The organism is Microcoleus sp. K1-B1, assembly GCF_036704705.1.
Taxonomy (GTDB): Bacteria; Cyanobacteriota; Cyanobacteriia; order Cyanobacteriales; family Microcoleaceae; genus Microcoleus.
Genome location: NZ_JAUBSH010000004.1, coordinates 1 through 18,790, shown reverse-complemented (window position 1 = coordinate 18,790; position 18,790 = coordinate 1). Strand labels below are relative to the sequence as shown.

Annotated in this window: 17 protein-coding genes; 10 read left to right on the top strand and 7 right to left on the bottom strand. The window is 44.9% G+C overall.

All coding sequences use genetic code 11. The features are described from left to right. Positions 1-123 precede the first annotated feature (123 nt). The 4 genes from QUA83_RS02145 (at position 124) to QUA83_RS02130 (ending at position 5,052) form a co-directional block, all read left to right on the top strand. Entirely contained in the window at positions 124-1,272 is a 1,149-nt protein-coding gene (locus QUA83_RS02145; RefSeq protein ID WP_333291137.1) for an AAA family ATPase, read from the top strand. Next, positions 1,269-1,880 (top strand): hypothetical protein, encoded by a 612-nt coding sequence (locus QUA83_RS02140; RefSeq protein ID WP_333291135.1) that lies wholly within the window; start codon positions 1,269-1,271, stop codon positions 1,878-1,880. Before QUA83_RS02145 ends, QUA83_RS02140 begins: the two co-directional genes overlap by 4 nt. Positions 1,881-1,986: 106 nt before the next feature. Continuing rightward, complete coding sequence (locus QUA83_RS02135) at positions 1,987-3,852, top strand: ABC transporter ATP-binding protein (RefSeq protein ID WP_333291134.1); 1,866 nt, start codon at positions 1,987-1,989, stop codon at positions 3,850-3,852. Positions 3,853-4,455: 603 nt separating this feature from the next. Next, positions 4,456-5,052 (top strand): Uma2 family endonuclease, encoded by a 597-nt coding sequence (locus tag QUA83_RS02130; protein WP_333291132.1) that lies wholly within the window; start codon positions 4,456-4,458, stop codon positions 5,050-5,052. Positions 5,053-5,181: 129 nt separating this feature from the next. Here QUA83_RS02130 and QUA83_RS02125 read toward each other — a convergent pair whose 3' ends face one another. Further along, positions 5,182-5,604, bottom strand: a complete 423-nt coding sequence (locus QUA83_RS02125; protein WP_333291309.1) for a hypothetical protein — start codon at positions 5,602-5,604, stop codon at positions 5,182-5,184. A gap of 293 nt (positions 5,605-5,897) precedes the next feature. Between QUA83_RS02125 and gnd the strand changes: the two genes are divergently transcribed. Continuing rightward, the gene (gnd, locus tag QUA83_RS02120; protein WP_333291130.1) at positions 5,898-7,352 is read left to right on the top strand and encodes a decarboxylating NADP(+)-dependent phosphogluconate dehydrogenase; all 1,455 of its coding nucleotides are present in this window, start codon (positions 5,898-5,900) and stop codon (positions 7,350-7,352) included. A gap of 175 nt (positions 7,353-7,527) precedes the next feature. Here the strand turns inward: gnd and QUA83_RS02115 are convergent, their stop codons facing one another. Next, complete coding sequence (locus QUA83_RS02115) at positions 7,528-9,006, bottom strand: alpha-amylase (RefSeq protein ID WP_333291129.1); 1,479 nt, start codon at positions 9,004-9,006, stop codon at positions 7,528-7,530. Positions 9,007-9,348: 342 nt separating this feature from the next. Here QUA83_RS02115 and QUA83_RS02110 point away from each other — a divergent pair, with 342 nt between their 5' ends. Both QUA83_RS02110 and arfB read left to right on the top strand, forming a co-directional pair. Then, a complete protein-coding gene (locus tag QUA83_RS02110; RefSeq protein ID WP_333291127.1) occupies positions 9,349-9,819 on the top strand; it encodes a restriction endonuclease in 471 nt (156 codons plus the stop codon). A 72-nt stretch (positions 9,820-9,891) separates the two neighbouring features. Next, on the top strand, positions 9,892-10,305 hold the full coding sequence (gene arfB / locus QUA83_RS02105; RefSeq protein WP_333291125.1) for an alternative ribosome rescue aminoacyl-tRNA hydrolase ArfB: 414 nt from the start codon (positions 9,892-9,894) through the stop codon (positions 10,303-10,305). A 39-nt stretch (positions 10,306-10,344) separates the two neighbouring features. Here arfB and QUA83_RS02100 read toward each other — a convergent pair whose 3' ends face one another. The 4 genes from QUA83_RS02100 to QUA83_RS02085 all read right to left on the bottom strand — a co-directional run bounded on the left by QUA83_RS02100 (position 10,345) and on the right by QUA83_RS02085 (position 12,269). After that, a complete protein-coding gene (locus QUA83_RS02100) occupies positions 10,345-10,614 on the bottom strand; it encodes a helix-turn-helix transcriptional regulator (RefSeq protein WP_333128012.1) in 270 nt (89 codons plus the stop codon). A gap of 234 nt (positions 10,615-10,848) precedes the next feature. After that, on the bottom strand, positions 10,849-11,130 hold the full coding sequence (locus QUA83_RS02095) for a helix-turn-helix transcriptional regulator (protein ID WP_333245535.1): 282 nt from the start codon (positions 11,128-11,130) through the stop codon (positions 10,849-10,851). A 307-nt stretch (positions 11,131-11,437) separates the two neighbouring features. Continuing rightward, complete coding sequence (locus QUA83_RS02090; protein WP_333291123.1) at positions 11,438-11,710, bottom strand: helix-turn-helix transcriptional regulator; 273 nt, start codon at positions 11,708-11,710, stop codon at positions 11,438-11,440. A gap of 316 nt (positions 11,711-12,026) precedes the next feature. Next, positions 12,027-12,269 (bottom strand): helix-turn-helix domain-containing protein, encoded by a 243-nt coding sequence (locus QUA83_RS02085; protein WP_293176868.1) that lies wholly within the window; start codon positions 12,267-12,269, stop codon positions 12,027-12,029. Positions 12,270-12,545: 276 nt separating this feature from the next. Between QUA83_RS02085 and QUA83_RS02080 the strand changes: the two genes are divergently transcribed. After that, positions 12,546-13,544, top strand: a complete 999-nt coding sequence (locus tag QUA83_RS02080; protein ID WP_333291122.1) for a hypothetical protein — start codon at positions 12,546-12,548, stop codon at positions 13,542-13,544. A 10-nt stretch (positions 13,545-13,554) separates the two neighbouring features. Then, entirely contained in the window at positions 13,555-13,713 is a 159-nt protein-coding gene (locus QUA83_RS02075; protein WP_333291120.1) for a hypothetical protein, read from the top strand. A 152-nt stretch (positions 13,714-13,865) separates the two neighbouring features. On the opposite strand, the gene QUA83_RS02070 is transcribed toward QUA83_RS02075, so the two are convergent. Beyond that, positions 13,866-17,432, bottom strand: coding sequence for a PAS domain S-box protein (locus QUA83_RS02070; RefSeq protein ID WP_333291118.1), 3,567 nt, complete (start codon positions 17,430-17,432; stop codon positions 13,866-13,868). An 813-nt stretch (positions 17,433-18,245) separates the two neighbouring features. On the opposite strand from QUA83_RS02070, the gene QUA83_RS02065 reads away from it, so the two are divergent. Continuing rightward, positions 18,246-18,779, top strand: a complete 534-nt coding sequence (locus QUA83_RS02065; protein ID WP_333291117.1) for a helix-turn-helix domain-containing protein — start codon at positions 18,246-18,248, stop codon at positions 18,777-18,779. Positions 18,780-18,790 lie beyond the last annotated feature (11 nt).

The following is an 18,790-nucleotide window of genomic DNA, read 5'->3' as shown; positions in this document are numbered from 1 at the left end:
AATATCCAAAAAATTCGGCAAAGGGGTTGGATAAATTGTCAAGTAAAGGTTTTGAGGATAGTGTTTCCCCTGAAGACCGAAATAATTTTAAAGTATTACAAGAACAATGGAAATTTTATCAGTATGATTATCTCCCATATAGATCTGAAAAATTGGCGCAATTTTCAGTCAGTGAATGTTGATTTGCGCGATCGCGTTTTTGTGGTAGGCCCTAATGCTTGTGGTAAGTCAAACTTTCTCGATTCATTGCGCTTTTTGCGGGATCTGGCTAAAGCAGGAGGCGGATTGCAGAAAGCCGTGAGCGATCGAGGTGGCGTATCAAAAATTCGCAGTCTTTATGCGCGCCGTTATCCAGATGTAGAAATAGAAATTCACCTTTCCGAATCTAATGCTCAACAGCCATTATGGAGGTATGGGCTGGGAATTAAACATAGAAAAGGCGGCAAAAATGAGCCGATTGTTGCCTACGAACGAGTTTGGAAAGGCGAGGAGCAAATTGTCAATCGCCCTACTCAAGAAGATGACAACGATGAGCTACGTCTCACCCAGACTTATTTAGAGCAAATTAATGCCAATGCAGAATTCAGAGAAATTTCTAAATTTTTAGAATCGATTTTATATTTACATTTAATTCCTCAGTTAGTTCGCCATCCCGAAACTTTTGCTACCCCTGGACTTTCCGAAGATCCTTTTGGGAGAACTTTTTTAGAGCGAGTTGCTAAAACTACCGTAAAAACCAGAAAATCGCGATTAAAAAAAATTGAAGATGCTTTAAAGCTGGCTGTCCCACAATTGAAAAACCTCACAGATACCAAAGATGTGATGGGAGTTCCGCATTTGGAAGCTGTTTACGAACATTGGCGGCCCGGAGCAGGAAAACAACGGGAAGACCAATTTTCTGACGGAACGTTACGGTTAATTGGTTTACTCTGGTCACTGTTAGAATCCGATTCATTATTGTTACTAGAAGAACCAGAACTTTCCTTAAATTCTGCTATTGTTAGTAATCTACCCTCTCTGATTTATCGCCTTCAGCGTCCGAGAAAGCGACAGGTTATTCTCAGTACCCATAGTGCTGATTTACTCTCAGACAAAGGCATTGGCGGCGAAGAGGTGCTGCTAATGACACCGACTCCTGAAGGAACTCAGGTAAAACTTGCTTCAAGTAATGAACAAATCAAAATGCTATTAGAAGGAGGTTTAAGTATAGCTGATGCTGCACTTCCTCTGACAGCACCGCCCGCGATCGAACAACTCAGTTTATTCAAATGACAGATATTCCCATCAATCTAGTGTTTGAGGATGTACTGAGTGAAGCAGTTCTTAAACAAATGCTCAAACAATCTCAACGTCCCTTTTCAGTGGGACACTGCTTGAATCAGAGAGGTTATGGCAAAATTAAAAAGATTATTTCTGGATTAAATCATGCGGCCAAGGGAATGCCATACTTAGTATTAACTGATTTGGATAATGCAGAATGCCCGTTAGTAATTATTTCGGAGTGGTTAACTCAACCAAAACATCCTAATCTGCTATTTCGGATTGCTGTTAAAGAAGTGGAAGCGTGGTTACTTGCACATCGATCGGCATTTGCCGAATTTCTGGGTATTTCAGTAGACTTGATTCCTGGCGATGCGGATCGAATTCCTGACCCCAAGCAGCTTTTAATCAATTTGGCTAAAAAGTCAAAGAAGCGAAATCTGCGGGAGGCGATCGTCCCCGCTCCTAATAGTACGGCAAAAATTGGTAAAGACTACAATGGTCAACTCATCCAGTTTGTCAATCAAAGTTGGCAGGTGGCGTCAGCACAGACTACTTCCCCCAGTTTGGAACGAGCTATGAATGCACTAATAAATTTTCAACCAACCTGGGAAAATTGAGGATAAAGACCAATACTGCGCCCTGTCTATGCTTGGCAAACAGTTAATAAATACTGTTACAATATACCGTCCGGGGATGAGTAGACCAGACACCAATCCACAAACTATGCAACCCATCCAAATTACCACCTTCCAAGCTCTGTGGCGCAGCCTGGGCCTGATAATCAAAGCCGCACCAATAGAACTCCGCAATTTAATAATACTCAACATCATCGGCGGTGCTGCCCCATCTGCCGTGCTTTTTTTAGATAAATTAATCATTGATGAAGTATCTCGGTTGCTGTCGCAAACCCAAACAGCACAGCCCCTTGCTTTGATGCTTTCCCGGCCAATATTGCTGTGGAGTATTGCCGGAGTCTTAAGTCTTAGGTTAGTCGGCGATGCCCTAGACACAATGAGCTCTTTTGCAGCGACATCTTTGCGCGATCGCGTTCAAGGCTTTGTCGAAGGAAAAGTCCTCGAAAAAGTCGCTAATTTCGACGATATTGCCCTGTTTGAAAACCCGGAACTATTAAATATAGTAGAACTCGCAAAAACCGGAGTATTCAAAATACAGCAACTAGCATTTACCATCAGCATGACCATCACGGGAATTTTTATATTTATTCCATCGATAGGCCTTGCTGCAGCGATAGCTTGGTGGGTGCCAGTGGTGATGTTGATTTCATCCTGTCCCTCAATTTACATCCAAAGAAAATATAGCAAAATCATCTGGAGAGTTCAAAGAAAGCAAGCTAAAATCAGCCGCGAGATGAACTTATCCGCTAGAGTCTTGACGGGTGAAGAATATGCTAAGGAATTGCGTTTGTTTGGGTTGCAAGAACTTTGGCTCAAACGCTGGCAGGGTCAGTTTTTGCAGTTTTTTAGCGAGATGCAGCAAATCCGAAAAAAAGGAGCAATTGTTTTACTTTTGTGGTCAGTGTTTAGTAGAATCGGAGTAGCTTTGCCATTTGTTTATGTGGTAATGGGAGCTTTGGGTGGTCGCTATACTTTGGGAGATTTGGCGCTTTATTCGGGTTTGATTGTTCAGGTGGAGCAAAGTTTGCAATTACTTATAGGCAATTATGCTAATTTGTACGATATCTCTCTCGGTGTTACTCCGATTTTTCAACTGTTAGAACTAAAGCCAGAGTTGCAGTCTCCGTTTGTGGATGTAGCATCTCGCCTGCCTAGTTTACCAGAAGACTCGCAAGATTCCCGGCCCACAAAAGATAAAATTGGCATCGAGATTAAGCATCTATCTTTCTGCTATCCCGGCAGCAATAAAAGCACGGTTGAAGATATCAATTTAACGATTAATCCGGGTGAAATGCTAGTGCTTGTTGGTGAAAATGGCGCGGGTAAAACAACCCTTGGCAAACTCCTCGGTCGCCTGTACGACCCGACAAGTGGTACGATCGCCTGGAACGGCAAAGATTTGCGATCGTACTCTCTAGCATACGTGCGATCGCGCATCGCCGTCGTTATGCAAGATTACGCCCGTTTCCCCTCCACAGTCCGCGAAAACGTCGGTTTCGGCGACTTGCTTTCCCTGTCAGATGACACCGCAATTAACGAAGCTATTTCCGAAGCAGGAATTAGCGCAAAAGTCAATAGTCTTGCTGCAGGTTTAGAGACTCCCTTGGGGAAACAATTAGAGGACGGCATAGACTTATCGGGGGGACAATGGCAAAGAATTGCGATCGCCCGCGCCTTAATGCGGCTTTCTACAGCCGAAGTGCTCATTTTTGACGAACCAACCGCCGCCCTCGACCCCAAGACAGAACACGAAATTTACAGCATCTTCCGCCAAATAGCCGCCGGCAAAACAACCATAGTCATCAGTCACAGATTAGGATTAGCAAAAATTGCCGATCGTATCGCCGTCATGGAAAACGGTAAAATAGCAGAAATAGGAACTCACGACGAATTGATAGCATCAAACGGAATTTACTGCTCAATGTTCACCCGTCAAGCTAGCAGCTATATTTAGAGTTAAATAAACAGTCCGCCAGGGGTTTTAACCCCTGTCTCATAGCGAAAGTCGGTTGAAACTGAGATCTTGCACCATTGTCAAGAACAGGCAAGATGCCTGTTCCACAAAGAGTGAATTTTCTTGTGGAACAGGCATCTTGCCTGTTCCTAAAAAGCTTATTGAGAATGGTGCAACATCTCAGTTGAAACCGACTGGGGAGATATTGCAATGCTTGTTCAAAAATGTGTCTTTCAGTCCTCTTTGAGAGGACTTTTGCTATGAGACGGGGGTTTTCAACCCCCGGCGGACTTGTGGGTTAGCGTGGGGAATTGGGCGCGCGTGATTGTGATCAATTATCGCGGATTTGCCATCTAATTTCTCTCGTTAGGTGGCGAGAAACCGAGTTTTTGCGACAATTTTCAGTTGAGTACGAGAAATATCGGAAGAAACCCGGTTCCTGGGATTAGCTGCGTGGCGAGAAACCGGGTTTCTGCCACAATTTTCCGCCTCGCACGAGAAATATCGGAAGAAACCCGGTTTCTGAGCGTGCGATATTTTTGAGAAAATAGTCGGCAAGTGCGATCTATAATAAAACCAACCTAGTTGGCAATAATATCAACGATGGAAACTATAACTCTCAACCTACCTGCCGCCGTCGCTTTAACCGACGAACAATTTTATCAATTGTCCATCGCTAATGAAGAGTGGCGATTAGAACAAACCCCCGAAGGAGAACTAATTATTATGCCTCCAACAGGCGGTGAAAGCGGCATCAGAAATTCCGATCTAAACCTGGGACTCGGTTTGTGGAATCGTCAGACTCAATTAGGAAAAGTCTTTGACTCTTCCACTATCTTTCAATTACCCAACGGTGCGAAGCGTTCCCCTGATGCTGCTTGGGTACTCCTAGAACGTTGGGAAGCATTATCCGCAGAAGATAAGCGCAAATTTCCTCCCCTGTGCCCGGACTTTGTAATAGAATTGCGATCGCAAAGTGATTCCCTAGAAACATTGCGGGCTAAAATGCGGTATTATCGAACAAACGGCTGTCGCTTAGGTTGGCTAATTGACCCGCAAACGCCTTTAGTAGAAATCTATCGGTTGTCTGAAGATGTAGCAGAAGTGATTAATTTCTCTTTTGACCAACCGCCTACACTTTCGGGTGAAGATGTACTTCCCGGATTTCTTCTAGATCTTACACCTATTCTCAATCCTTGAATCTAGATCCAGAACTGTCGCCCAAGTGGCGAGAAACCGGGTTTCTGCGACAATTTGGGTTGAGTACGAGAAATAAGGGAAGAAACCCGGTTTCTGAGATGAGCCTCCATCCACAAAAATGATGAGCAATTATCTCCCCGTCAACGTATCCGCATAAGGATCAGGCAAAGCTTGCTGCACCTCCAAAAGCGGCAAAGGATCTCCAGTCAACGGTTGGCTAATCAAATTTTTTTTTACCCCATCCCCCCGGCGATCGCGCTCTTGCAAATGCGATAATTCCTCTTGATAAACCGCAAGAATCCGTGCCAAACTCGCCGCCAAATCATCCCAATTCTCATCTCCTCCCAACTTCTCAGAAATTCCCTCAAATAACTCTCCCGCTTGCCTTTTTTGAACATAAGCTTTCAAAAGCTTTCCCGACTTTTGCAAAACGGCCTGATAAATATCCCCATCAGACCACCACAGCCCCTGTTGACTCAGCAGCCAAGTCAAAATATACTCGCGAGCGTGTTGCTCCTTCACCCAGGCCGCGAGATACTGCAAATCTTCCATAGTCACAACAGTCTCCTAAATTTTCCTTAAAATGTCCGCTTGTTTGTATCTACCGTTACCGCGATCGAGATAATACCTGCCTTATCATCACCTGTCCGCGTCATTAATATCCCTTAAATCTTAAAAAAACCCTACTGATTTACCAAACAGCAATTCTGAGAATATAAAAATAAACCTAAACCTCCTAGGTCTATTGTCCAATACTTTTAGTCCACCGGAAAGCGGTACACCCCGCCTCGCTTTCCTCTCTCGCAAACCTATCATCAAGCGGGAACCACCAGCGGGTTATTAGCATGACAAAGCAAAATTTTGGTTTAATCGGTCTAGCAGTGATGGGCGAAAACCTAGCGCTCAACGTCGAAAGCAGAGGCTTCTCCGTGGCTGTATACAACCGCACAGCAGCCAAAACCGACGACTTCATGGCCCAACGCGCCCCCGGCAAGAACATTGTAGCCGCCAAGACTCTGACAGAATTCGTCGATGTCCTAGAAACCCCGCGCAGAATCTTAGTCATGGTGCAAGCTGGGAAACCCGTAGATGCGGTCATCGACCAGCTCAAACCCATGCTGTCACCGGGCGACATGATTATTGACGGCGGCAACTCGCTATACGACGACACCGAACGCCGCACCAAAGATTTAGAATCGATGGGACTGGGATTTGTTGGCATGGGCATCAGCGGCGGCGAAGAAGGCGCGCTGAATGGTGCTAGCTTGATGCCCGGTGGCACGCGAACAGCTTACGGCCTACTAGAGCCAATTCTCACCAAAATTGCGGCTCAAGTAGATGACGGCCCCTGCGTCACATTCATCGGCCCCGGTGGCGCTGGTCACTACGTGAAGATGGTTCACAACGGCATTGAGTACGGGGATATGCAGCTCATTGCTGAAGCCTACGATTTGCTCAAAAACGTTGGTGGATTGGACGGCAAGCAGTTGCAGGAAGTTTTTGCCGAATGGAATACCACAGACGAACTCAACTCGTTTTTGATTGAAATTACGGCTAACATTTTCAAGTACATTGACCCGGAAACTAAGCAACCCTTAGTTGAGGTAATTATGGACGCAGCCGGTCAAAAAGGCACCGGCCGCTGGACTGTTATGAGTGCTTTGGAATTGGGCGTGAGCATTCCCACAATTATCGCTGCTGTGAATGCGAGAATCATGTCTTCTTACAAAGACGAGCGCGTCAACGCTGCCCAAGAACTGACCGGGCCTAGCGGCAAGTACGAAGGCGATACTAAAGAGTTTGTGAACAAAGTCCGAGATGCGCTTTACTGCTCGAAGATTTGCTCCTACGCGCAAGGTATGGCACTTTTGAGCGCGGCCTCGAAGTCGTACAACTATGACTTAAGTTTGAGCGAAATTTCCAGAATTTGGAAGGGTGGCTGTATTATTCGGGCTGGATTTTTGGACAAGATTAAAACAGCTTTCAAGGACGATCCCGAACTGCCCAATTTGCTGTTAGCGCCGGAGTTCAAACAGAGCATTCTCGATCGCCAATCCGCTTGGCGAGATGTGTTAGCTACTGCTAGCAAACTGGGGATTGCAGTGCCAGCATTTAGCGCCTCGCTGGACTATTTCGATAGCTACCGGCGCGAAAGATTGCCGCAAAACCTCACGCAAGCTCAGCGTGATTATTTTGGGGCTCACACCTACGAACGCACCGACAAACCGCGCGGCGAATTCTTCCACTCTGAGTGGACGCAGACTGCTAAAGAGTCGCTGCAAACCGGTACTACCGATTAATTAATTTTTGTAGGGTGCGTTTCGGCGCACCTTACAGATAAGCTGTTCTGCATTTAAATGGTATGTCAAAAAAATTTAAAGTCTTGTGGGGAGTAGGGGGTGGGCGTCCCGCCCGCCCTCAATCTACAATTTAAATGCGCGACAGCTTAGACAATCAGATTACTGCCAATACATCTTATTCCTGAACCCACACGGATACTGAACCGCCTTGACAGCGAAACTCGCCCCAACCCCACTCGTTAGTAGAAACAGGTTCCTGAATATGCCCTGTTAAGTCCACAAACTTAGCATTAGGTTTACCAACTTCCATCCACTTGGAACCCTCCGGGCCGTCACTCATAATTACTGCCATTGCCTGTGGATGTTTCCCATCGCCCAATCTCGTCCAGCCAATTGTATTCCAATGATCTAAATAGTCATATTGAGGGCCGTAGGCGAAGTGTTTGCGAGCATGAAGAAACTTGTCAATTAGCGATCGATGAGACGGCATAAAAATCTTATACCGATTGCCATCACGCCCCCAATCTTCATATTCTGCACCGTAATAATCGCCATAGAAAACGCAGGGATAACCTTCTCTTCGCAATAGAATAATCGCATAAGCAAGAGGTTTAAACCACGGTTCTACGACAGATTCAAGTGCTTGCAGCGGTTGGGAGTCGTGGTTTTCGACAAACGTTACTGCATGAGTCGGTTGCTGCTGCATCATTGTACCGTCTAAGATGCGCCGCATATCGTAGTTACCGCCCTGTTGGCTGGCGTAATGAAAGTTGTAATGCAGTGGCACATCAAAAACTGACATTTTGCCCTTAACTGAACCGACATACCAGTGCAGGATATCGATATTGGGTGCCCAATACTCACCTACAACAAACAAATCTTTGCCGACATATCGCTCCATTTCATCCAACCATTCCGGAAAAAACCAAGACGATATGTGCTTGATTGCATCTATACGGAAACCGTCGGCACCTGTTGTGTCGAGATACCACTTACCCCAGCGTGTAATTTCATCTCGTACCCATTGATCCTGGAAATCCAGATCGCACCCCATTAAATATGCAAAATTGCCATTTTCTAGGGCCACATAGTCATCAAACATTCTCCCTTCTATCAAATAGACTGTGCCGCGATCGTCTGGATTGTATTCGTTGTAGTCTACTGCGTCAAAATGCCACCAGTGCCATTCAAATTGGGAATATTTACCTTGGCGTCCGGGAAAGTTAAAATTGGTGTAGCTTTTGATTTCTTGCAACCAACCTTTGGGATTTAGCCGATCGTGGTAAGGATAAGGAGTTGCCTTAAATATCTCTGCTGCATCTGCACCAATTTTGTGGTTGATAACTACATCGGCATAGACTTGAACATGAGATTGGTGCAGGGCTGCGATCGCATCCAAATATTGCTGCTTAGTACCATATTTGGTGCGGATTGAATTTTTTTGGTCGAATTCTCCCAAATCAAATAAGTCGTAAACCCCATATCCAACGTCGCTTTGCCCGCCCATTCCTTTGTAAGCTGGGGGCAGCCACAGTGCCGTAAAACCCGCATCCGCCAATTCTTTCGCTTGATTTTTCACCTCATCCCACAGGGTTCCTCGATCGGGAATGTACCAGTGGAAATATTGCATCATCGTGCCGTTGATATCTGCCATTTTTCACCGCCTTGAGATGATACTGACAATGTAAGGCGATCTTAGGCTACAGCATTGCCCATTGTCACGGTATCCGCATTAATTTTTTCTAAAACTCCAGTTGGGGTGTGATTAAAGTTTTGTTACAGTTCTAAACTATAAAATCCCTTGACTTTTGCCTGACTCTTTGAACCATACTTGAACTTGAGTGCAGACATAAAGCCCCAGTCCAATATTGGGGATCTAAAAGAATCAGTAATTAAGATCACAATGTCCTTGTGATCTTAATTGCTGTCTTAGTAGATAACTATACTGAGCAAATCTGCTACCATCATAACTACTCCTTTTAAAAAATGTTATTTTATGAAATCTTTTATTGTCAGAGCCGCTGCAGTTTTCGGTGTGATTGCGACATCGGTATTGGATACATGGACAGAAGAAGAGGAAAAAAAGCGTTTATTAGACAGTGGTATTCTACAAGTGGATGAAATGACGGGAAAAGAGTTTGAAAGATTTCTAGATGTCCATTTTAGCAACTTTGGTTATGGTGTTACTTTAACTCAAGATAGTCAAGATTATGGGGCGGATTTAATTTTATACAAAGATGGCTCAAAAACTGTGGTTCAAGCGAAAAGAAGCAAAAATCCAGTTGGGATTAAAGCAGTTCAAGAAGTAGCAGGAGCCGTCAGACATTACAAAGGAAATAAAGGAAGAGTCATCACAAACAACAGATTTACAGAAAATGCTTGCAAACTTGCTAAATCAAACGATGTAGAGTTATGGGATAGAAAAAAACTCATCGAATTCATCCTGACAGCTAAGAATTGTAAATAACTTATCTACCAAAGTAAGTTATATATAAAAGATGCACTCCTTTCTCAGTATCTTTAATTTCACTTATTCATCATGTTACAAATTTCTAATACTGTGTTTATTCCTGATGGCGAAATCGAGATTAGTGCGATTCGCTCTCAAGGCGCGGGGGGGCAAAATGTAAATAAGGTGGCGAGTGCGATTCACTTGCGCTTTGATATCCCAGCTTCCTCATTGCCCGATCGCTACAAGGAGCGTTTGTTGCAAATCAACGACCAGCGCATCACCTCCGAAGGTGTGATTGTCATCAAAGCGCAGGAACACCGCAGCCAGGAACAAAACCGGGAGGAGGCTTTGAGACGGCTGCAAGAACTGATTAAAAGCGCGATCGTCATACCGAAAAGGCGCAAACCCAGCAAAGCAACTCGTAGTTCCCAGCGCAAGCGTCTCGACAGCAAAACCAAGCGAGGGCAGATTAAAGCTCTGAGAGCGAAAATTACGGATTGATCGATGAAAGGTCGATCGGGCTTTTTGACTTTTTAGTTGTCAGTCGGGATTTGGTGGGCCTAAGTCGTCAGGCAAATCGTTAAGGGTTTTTCCCAAAGCTTTGCAAAGAGCTTTCATTTGAGCAATGGTCAGTTCGGGTTGGTCTAGTCCTCGTTCCCAGTTACTGATTGCTTGTTGGCTTAGGGTTTTTGTGCGGGTTTTGTCGGGAATTTGTTTGGCTAAGGCCGATTGCGATAAACCAACAGCCTCCCGCAAGATTTGCAGTGCTGGTATATCTTTGGACTCTTGAGTTTGTTTCTTTCGGGGCATATCATAGGAAATTTACAAGCAAACTTGTTGACAACCGAGTTGTTTACAAGTATCCTTGTTAAAGATAGAGACAACACAAAGGCGACTGCTTTAGCCGGACGGTGGAAACGCTTTGGTTTAGCGAGCTGCCTTATTTGTAGTTTCTACCCATTATGCCTGCATACCCTTAGTATTTTCCGGGCTTGGGTGCATGACTCAAGCCCCTTTCCCTAGACTTTTCCGAACCCCTGCGGGTTAGTTGTCGTTCGATGAGGGCGATCTTATCAAAGGGATATCGTCAGGGATGTTGGAGATATCGATGCCTAGCAATCTAGCGACAGTTTTGGGCGAAAGCTTTAACTCCCGGCATAGGGCGAAGAAATTATCCGCCCGTGGCATTTTCCGACAATTAACCCAGGAGTTCACTGTATTTAGAGAAACTCCTAGGTTTCGGGCTAGTTGTTCCTGAGTAGCTTCAGCCAATTGGATAGCTTCTTGAATAGTTTCTGGTTTGAGATAGTCTATATCTTGATTCATTTAAACTAAAGTTGTACAACTTTAGTTGACAAAGATGAATTATCCAACTAAAGTTGTAAGTGACGGACATGACAGAAGGCGGCCGGGCGAGCCGAACATTCAAAACGTCCAGGTTTGAATAACCGCCTTACTTGTAGTGTCTATCAATTGTGCTTGCATACCCAAGCGTATTTTCGGGGGTTGGGCGCATACCTCAAGCCCCTTTTTTCTCAACGCCGAGGAGGTGGTGCTATGTAAAAGGTCGATCGACCTCACAGCCCAGTTTAAAATTGTATCAAATATCAAGACCATGATTTAGCTCTGTTTGTTAGCTGCCCCGAGGGGGTACGTAATCATCAACAAGCCCTGAAACATCTAGCCCGATCGAGTGACAGAACTGTTTCAAGCTAATATTTAGGGCTGTACAGATGGCTATTGCAGTATCAACTCTGGGTTTTTGTTTTCTTTTTTCTATTGAATACAAAGTATCTTCAGAGACTTTCCCCGTCAGTTGCTCGCTAAGCTCTCGGCGACTAAAGCCCCTGTATTCTCTAATTTCTGCAAGGCTCATTTCGTATAAATCCCGTACTTCTTGATTCATGGTGCAGAATATTTCGTAGTTTACCCTTGACAAAAGCAGTGAGTCTGACTAAACTACGAATAAGGACATAGGAAAGCGGTTGGGCGAGCCTAATTTCGTCAAAATACAGGTTTGAATAACCGCCTGATTTTTCGTGTCTATCAATTGTGCTTGCATACCCAAGCGTTTTTTTGGGGCAAGGGCGCATACCTCAAGCCCCTTTTTTCTCAACGCCGAGGAGGTGATGCCATGTAAAAGGTCGATCGACCCACAGCACAGCCCAACTCAAGATTGTATCAGCAGTAATAATTTTTTAACTGTTGGTTTAATTTAATTGCTAATTCGGCCCAAAGCTCTCTGGAAGTTCATCGATTTTTTCTATTTTTAGTTCTCGGCAAATAGCTTTCAACTGAAAGAGAGAAAATTTTGGTTCTGTAGCTCCAGATATCCATCTATGATACGTGGCCCGGGGAATCCCGCATCTAAAAGCAAACTCATCTTGTGATAAGTCTGTTTTGTTGATTCTTAGGGCTTCCAATGGTGAATTGCCCTCCTGTCTTCGTTCTTTTCTTGATGACATTGTAACATAAATCTCAAATTGAGATGTCATACTTGACAAATTGAAATTGACATCTCATAATGAGACACAAGTGACAGAACAAAAGCTGGTCGGTCAGGCCGAACAGCCAAAACCTGCAGTTTTGAATAACCGCCTTGAGGTGATGCCATGTAAAAGGTCGATCGACCTCACAAGACAGCCCAACTCAAAATTGTATCAAAGATCTAGACCAAAACTTCAACTTTGCGATCGCACAACTTCCGTGCTATCGTGCCCTTTCTCGAACCATTCCAGATCATGTCCACATCAATTGACAACTTCTACCTAGGCGATGTCGCCTCCAACTTTCACTTTGCAGGCCCGCTGCTAGACTTTGAAGAAGAAATCCAGAATCAATCTCCCTTTCACGATTTAGACTACCTGACAGGCGAAATAAAAAGGGGATTCCTCGACTACGTGCGTCAAGGAATCATGCTGGACGCCATCCGAAAGCTGCGATTGTACAAAGACAAGTTCAAAACTTTTAAAAGTTACTGCGAACAAGCATTAGGTAGGCAGTATTTTTACTGCACACAAATTATCAAAGCTGCGAGTATTTGCCTGCGCTTAATTAAAGCCGGATTTGAGATTTTGCCTAGCTGCGTTGCTCAAGTTGTCCCTTTGTTCAAACACGCAATTACCGACCAATATGGCGACTGTCGTTTACAGGAAAAGTGGCAAGAAGTTGTCGATGTCATACCAAAAGAAAGGATTACCGCAGTAACTATTGCCGAAACAGTTGACAACAATCCCAACCTCCGGCTCAAGCAAATTCGGATAAAAACCGACACTTACGCCCTGTTAACGAAAAAAGCAGCCGCAGCCGGACTGTCAATTTCGGAATTCTTGGCAAGGTTGGTTGGCGAATACAATCCCAGCAATTTAGAGCAGCCAGCGGAACACACTCCCGAACAAGAGGAGATTTTAGACCAATTAGACGCGGAGTTTAAGAAGCCGGCCACGGAACAGACTTCAACTTCTGCCCCAGGAAAAGTTAAGTCTAAAGGTTTTGGAGTGAAAGTTGAGCCTAAAGGTGGTAAAAGGGAAGTTAAGGCGAAAACTTCGGAAGGGAAAGTTAAGCCAAAAACTTCGGAAGGTGAAGTTAAGTTCAAAAATCGGCAAAGTGAAATCAAAGCCGAGAAACAGTCGAATTCATTTAATGAGAAAAATCATGAAGTCATCTGCCCAAAATCCAATCATGCGTCAACTGAAATTAATGGAGGTTCAACTGAACGAAATTCAGTGCCACCTTATTAAAGCCAGTGTATTGAATTGGTGGCAAATAGTTTTGCCTGACGGTCAGAAAATTGCGATCGAGCACGCGGGCGGCGGACACTGGGTTTTTCGGGCGAACGGGCTTGAGAAATCTCATCCAGAAGTACGGCTAGCGGTGTTAAGGGCGATCGCCCAAGGCTGTCGCAGGTAAATTATCAGGGGGTTTTTCCCTTTAAATCTGTTAGGATCGGAATTATTCCTATCTCTCTTCTCTTGATCTGCGTTAATCAGCGTCAATCCTTTGTCCTCTGCGGTTAATAAATTCTCTTTTTTTAACCGCAGATGAGGGCAGATAAACACAGATTAACGCAGATGAATTCTATCAATTTGATGAAGTAATTGCTCAATTGTCTCCACTAACGTTTCAGGAGCAACAGGCTTGGGAAGATGCCTTTGAAATCCGGCTGCTAGTGCTTGCTGTTGATTTGTCTCACCTGCATACGCTGTCAGGGCGATCGCGGGAATCTCTCCTCCCTCCTGTGTGGATAGTTGTCTGACTTGACGAATCAACATATAGCCATCGATTTGTGGCATTCCAATATCAGCAATCAAAACATCTGGCTTAAATTCATTGAGTTGTTGTAGCGCATCCGTTGCTGAAGATACAGAGATCACGGTGGCTCCCGCTTGCTCCAAGATAAATTCAACTAACTCTAAATTGTCTAGTTCGTCATCGACGGCCAGGATACATAATCTAGCCAAGGGTGAAGTGTGAGCATTGAGTGTTCGATTGTCCTTGTGGTCACTATTTACCTGATTGCTTCTGGCTAATAAGGGAAGTGTGACAGTAAATGTTGCTCCCTGTCCTTCTCCCAAACTTTCGGCTTTGACAGTTCCACCATGTAGCTCAACGACGTGACGCACGATCGCTAATCCCAGCCCTAACCCACCAAATGTTCTCGTAATACTGCTATCGGCTTGTCGAAATGTGTCAAAGACATAGGGAATAAATTCTGGCTTAATCCCTTTTCCTGTATCCCTGACTTGAATTTGAGCATAGGAATCAATCGTTTTTAGCTCAACTTCAACTCGACCTCTAGTTGGGGTGAACTTAATGGCATTGGTGAGCAAATTCCAGACAACCTGTTGCAATCGGGTAGCATCTCCTAACACATCGCCGACATTTGGTTCTAGCTGAGTTTGAATTTGAATGTTTTTCGCTTCGGCGGCTAAACGAACTGTTTCGATCGCGGCTGTAACTGTTGTTTTCAAATTAATTGGAGTAGACTCCAAACTCAGCTTGCCTTGCAGAATGCGAGAAATATCCAGCAAATCCTCAATCAGTTGAACTTGCAACTCGGCGTTGCGTTCAATTGTTTCGAGAGCTACCGCCGTCTTGCCAGAATCTAGGGTTCCCCTTCGCAGCAGTCGAGTCCAACCCAGAATCGGATTCAACGGAGTTCGCAATTCGTGGGACAAGACAGCTAAGAACTCATCTTTAATTCGGTTAACTGCTTCTGCTTGTGTCCGTGCTTGCGATTCTGACTCGTAGAGCCGTGCTCGGTCGATCGACTGCGCCGACTGCTGTGCCAGCGCCAAAACGAAAGCGCGATCGCTCTCGGAAAGTCGGGGAACGGTTGAAAAACTTAGCGATAGCCCACCCACGGCTTGTCCTTCTATCAACAATGGCACTGAAATCCAGGCTTTTGAACCAATCTGGGCATAAGCTTGGGCTAAATCAGGATAACGGGCAATTCGGTTTTCGATAGTTTCTAGCCAAACAGGTTGCCCAGTTCGCACGGCTTCTGCCAGAGGGTAGGGTGCATGAATTGAAAAACTGCGCGGAAATTCTCCTACGTGCTCATACCCGATCGCTTGAATAATCTCCAGCTCGCTTGCATCCTGGTTTAATACCGCAACCAAACCAGAACTTGCTCCCAGTGCGGACATTCCCTGTTCAATAATGACCTGAGCCACTTGAGCCGAGGTTAGCGATTCAGACAAACCTGTCATCACCGCCAGCAGTCTAGCCGTCCGGTTAGCAGCGAGTTCGGCGGCTAATTTCGCTTGTTGTGTTTCATTATAGAGACGAGCATTATCAATGGCGATCGCTGCTCGCTGAGCCAAATCTTCAGCCAGGGCAATGTCTTCCCGGCAATAGTGGCGATCGGATTCAGTAAACACAAAGGTAATACTACCCAACACGCGCCCGCGTGCCTGTAGCGGTGCAATGATGCAGGACTTTAACCCAACTCCACGTAAGATTTCCAGGTATTCAGCATTTGACACTGTGGCAACTAACTGTTCATCTGTAATCTCAATCCCTATTTCAACCTGTCCTGTTTGTATGACTTTAGCAATGCCATACCCATCATCGAGATGTCTGGGAAAGCGTTGAGCCAACTCCCAGCCAAACTTCACTTTATCGGGATCTGAATGAGCAACTGCAACCCGACCAATTGTGCGATCGTCATTCACTAGATCGACACTACACCAATCTGCAAAATAAGGAACTGCCAGCTTTGCAATGCTTTGGAGAGTTTGTTCATACTCCAGTGAAGACGAAAGAACAGCACTCACTTGGGCTAAAAATGCTGATTGTTGTTGAGAATTCTCCGCTACAGCACGCGCTGCCTGTTCTTGAACAAGGTGTATTCGTTCTTCTTCGGTTTGCTTGCGTTCAGTAATGTCGCTGAAAGCAGAAATGATATTGATAATTTGTTCTTCTGCGTTAAACAAAGGGGAAGCATTGAACGAGAGAATTGTGCGGGTGCCATCGGCATGGTTAATTGCATATTCAATGCCATACACAGGCTGGCTTGTTTGCATCACCCGCGCCAACGGCAGTTCATCTTCTGGGAAAGGATGACCATCCACCGTTGTAATGAACCAGGATGGATCGTTATAGACTCGCTCCTTTATGTCGCTGCGAGTCAATCTCAACATCCGTTCTGCCGTCGTATTGGCGACAATAATCTGTCCGGTAGAATCTAGAATAGTTATGCCATCAGGAATAGTTTGGAAGATGCTCGATAATTGCGCTTCACGTTCGCGCAGAACCGTTTCTGCCTGCTTGCGCTGTGTAATGTCGTGCATCACGACAACTGCACCCTGTTTTTCGCCGTTTGCTGCAATAATTGGCTGTCCAGTGGCTAACAGCATTCGCGCAGTTCCCTGCTGCGGAACAATCATCATTTCCACATCACGAACGTTGTGTCCTTGCAATGCCTGAAACAGGGGAATATCCTCTGTATTCATAGGTGTTTTGCCGTCGGGCAAATACAAGTTATAATACTGGGCCCATTGCTCCGGTGGAACTGGCTGCTGAGGTACTCCATGAAAATCTTTAGCTGCTTGGTTAAATACCGTCAATATGCCCTCGGCATCGCAAGCCACAATGCCAGCTTGAACGTTGTTGAGGATTGCCTTCAAAAACTCCTGTTCTTTCTGAAGATTGGCTTCTACCTGCTGCGAATTGGCGATTTCGGCTTTTAATTGTTGATCGAGTTGAGATGTTTTAGTAGTGTCTTGGAAGTATATAAGTAACCCATCTTCACTCTTGATGAGGCGAATTCTCAACCATTTGTTGAGTGAGGGGTAGTGTTCTTCAAACTCGAGCGCCGTTGGCGTTACGATCGCTCGATGACAATACTTATATAGCTCAGAGGTAAGATCGACCGAAAATATAGTCCATATATTTTTGCCTATCAGGAGTTGCCGCTTCCTGTTTAAAAGCTCCTCTGCTTTATGGTTGACATAGGTGCAGTGCCACTCTGAATTAATAGAAATAAAAGCCTCAGCCATGTGCTCGACTATCACCGCAAATCGTCGTGCTTCGAGTGCTTGGCAGTCAGTACATAGCTCTTGAGGAAAATTTACAGTAAGCTCTTCTCGATCATTCAAGGAGTTTGTACGACGTTCTACATTCATTGCGGTTAGTCCTGCCTATTTAGCTATTATGCCACTTATTGTTAGGGAATTAAGATATAATATGCCCAAAACCTAAGTCATTCAGTGTTTAAGCAAACGGGCGATCGCCACTCATGGGACAGCACCGCTAAAAATTCGTCTTTAATCCGGTTAGCGGCTTCTGCTTCGGATCGTGCAAGGCGATCGCGTTCTAACAGTTGTTCTCTTTCTTTTTCTGCTTGCTTGCGATCAGTTTACGGATGGCGATGGTGGCTAGGAGAATCGGGCTAGCGTTTCTTTAACACCAAACTTAGGATCGCGAATTAAATAACTTACAATTTTAATTGTTATTGTGGGATGGGCGTCCCGCCCGTCCCACTTTCAAGAGTGGAAGTTATTTAATTCTCATTCCTTATGCAAACTACGCAACTGCTCAGCAACAGCCTCGACGAAACGTGGCGACTGATACTAAATCTCTGACCTAGACATATTCTGTCATTCCTAATTGAGAATGCCAAATCTAGCAGTTTGGTTGTAGAAACAAGTTGTTGTACAGTAACAAATTATTTGTCACATTAACGAATTCGTGACACAAATCGGCGAACAACGAAAACCCCTACACAGCAACGGTTCTAACGATTTGTACTTCTTGTTCTCCCTCCACCTTGCATCCCACTGCATTAACAAATTAAATGTCTAATTCCAGATATTTAACTAATTAAGTGTCATTTGCCTGAAAGTGGAAAATTCTGGATTACAATCAAAGTTAACACATTGACTGTCACAGTTTTACCGCCTAAAATACATTTATGTTTTAATCAAACACTAACGTTTATGTCTAATGCTCATCCCTCAGAAACGATTCCAGATGAGAGGGGCAACCTCAAAGAAGCCAATACCATCGCCTCTGAGTTTTCCGACGAGGCGAAGCTCAAGATCGAAGTGATTCAAAGCCTTATGGAGGCAGGCGATCGCGCCACGTATGCCCAAAAGCTTAAAGAAGCTGCTCAAAAACTGGGCAAGTCGGTGCGGACGGTGCGGCGGTTAGTGGATAAATGGGAAGAACAAGGGCTGTCGGGTCTGGTTGAAGCTGAACGCTCTGATAAAGGTAAGCACCGAGTTGATACTGACTGGCAAGATTTAATTCTCACAACCTATCGGGAAGGAAATAAGGGCAGTAAACGGATGACCCCGAAGCAGGTTTTCCTAAGAGTACAAGCAAAAGCTCACGAATTAGGGGTCAAGTCTCCCAGCCACATGACGGTGTACCGCATCATCAACCCTTTAATTGAAAAACAAGAAGGCTCTCCTGAACTTATGGTTATAAGTTTATCTAATCAGACCAGCAAGCTAATACGCGATTCCTAAAATTATTAAAA

Excerpts from the sequence above, each read along its gene's own strand:
- QUA83_RS02145 (WP_333291137.1), top strand. The coding sequence starts at position 124 with ATGATTATCTCCCATATAGATCTGAAAAATTGGCGCAATTTTCAGTCA.
- QUA83_RS02140 (WP_333291135.1), top strand. The coding sequence starts at position 1,269 with ATGACAGATATTCCCATCAATCTAGTGTTTGAGGATGTACTGAGTGAA.
- QUA83_RS02135 (WP_333291134.1), top strand. The coding sequence starts at position 1,987 with ATGCAACCCATCCAAATTACCACCTTCCAAGCTCTGTGGCGCAGCCTG.
- QUA83_RS02130 (WP_333291132.1), top strand. The coding sequence starts at position 4,456 with ATGGAAACTATAACTCTCAACCTACCTGCCGCCGTCGCTTTAACCGAC.
- QUA83_RS02125 (WP_333291309.1), bottom strand. The coding sequence starts at position 5,604 with ATGGAAGATTTGCAGTATCTCGCGGCCTGGGTGAAGGAGCAACACGCT.
- gnd (WP_333291130.1), top strand. The coding sequence starts at position 5,898 with ATGACAAAGCAAAATTTTGGTTTAATCGGTCTAGCAGTGATGGGCGAA.
- QUA83_RS02115 (WP_333291129.1), bottom strand. The coding sequence starts at position 9,006 with ATGGCAGATATCAACGGCACGATGATGCAATATTTCCACTGGTACATT.
- QUA83_RS02110 (WP_333291127.1), top strand. The coding sequence starts at position 9,349 with ATGAAATCTTTTATTGTCAGAGCCGCTGCAGTTTTCGGTGTGATTGCG.
- arfB (WP_333291125.1), top strand. The coding sequence starts at position 9,892 with ATGTTACAAATTTCTAATACTGTGTTTATTCCTGATGGCGAAATCGAG.
- QUA83_RS02100 (WP_333128012.1), bottom strand. The coding sequence starts at position 10,614 with ATGCCCCGAAAGAAACAAACTCAAGAGTCCAAAGATATACCAGCACTG.
- QUA83_RS02095 (WP_333245535.1), bottom strand. The coding sequence starts at position 11,130 with ATGAATCAAGATATAGACTATCTCAAACCAGAAACTATTCAAGAAGCT.
- QUA83_RS02090 (WP_333291123.1), bottom strand. The coding sequence starts at position 11,710 with ATGAATCAAGAAGTACGGGATTTATACGAAATGAGCCTTGCAGAAATT.
- QUA83_RS02085 (WP_293176868.1), bottom strand. The coding sequence starts at position 12,269 with ATGTCATCAAGAAAAGAACGAAGACAGGAGGGCAATTCACCATTGGAA.
- QUA83_RS02080 (WP_333291122.1), top strand. The coding sequence starts at position 12,546 with ATGTCCACATCAATTGACAACTTCTACCTAGGCGATGTCGCCTCCAAC.
- QUA83_RS02070 (WP_333291118.1), bottom strand. The coding sequence starts at position 17,432 with ATGAATGTAGAACGTCGTACAAACTCCTTGAATGATCGAGAAGAGCTT.
- QUA83_RS02065 (WP_333291117.1), top strand. The coding sequence starts at position 18,246 with ATGTCTAATGCTCATCCCTCAGAAACGATTCCAGATGAGAGGGGCAAC.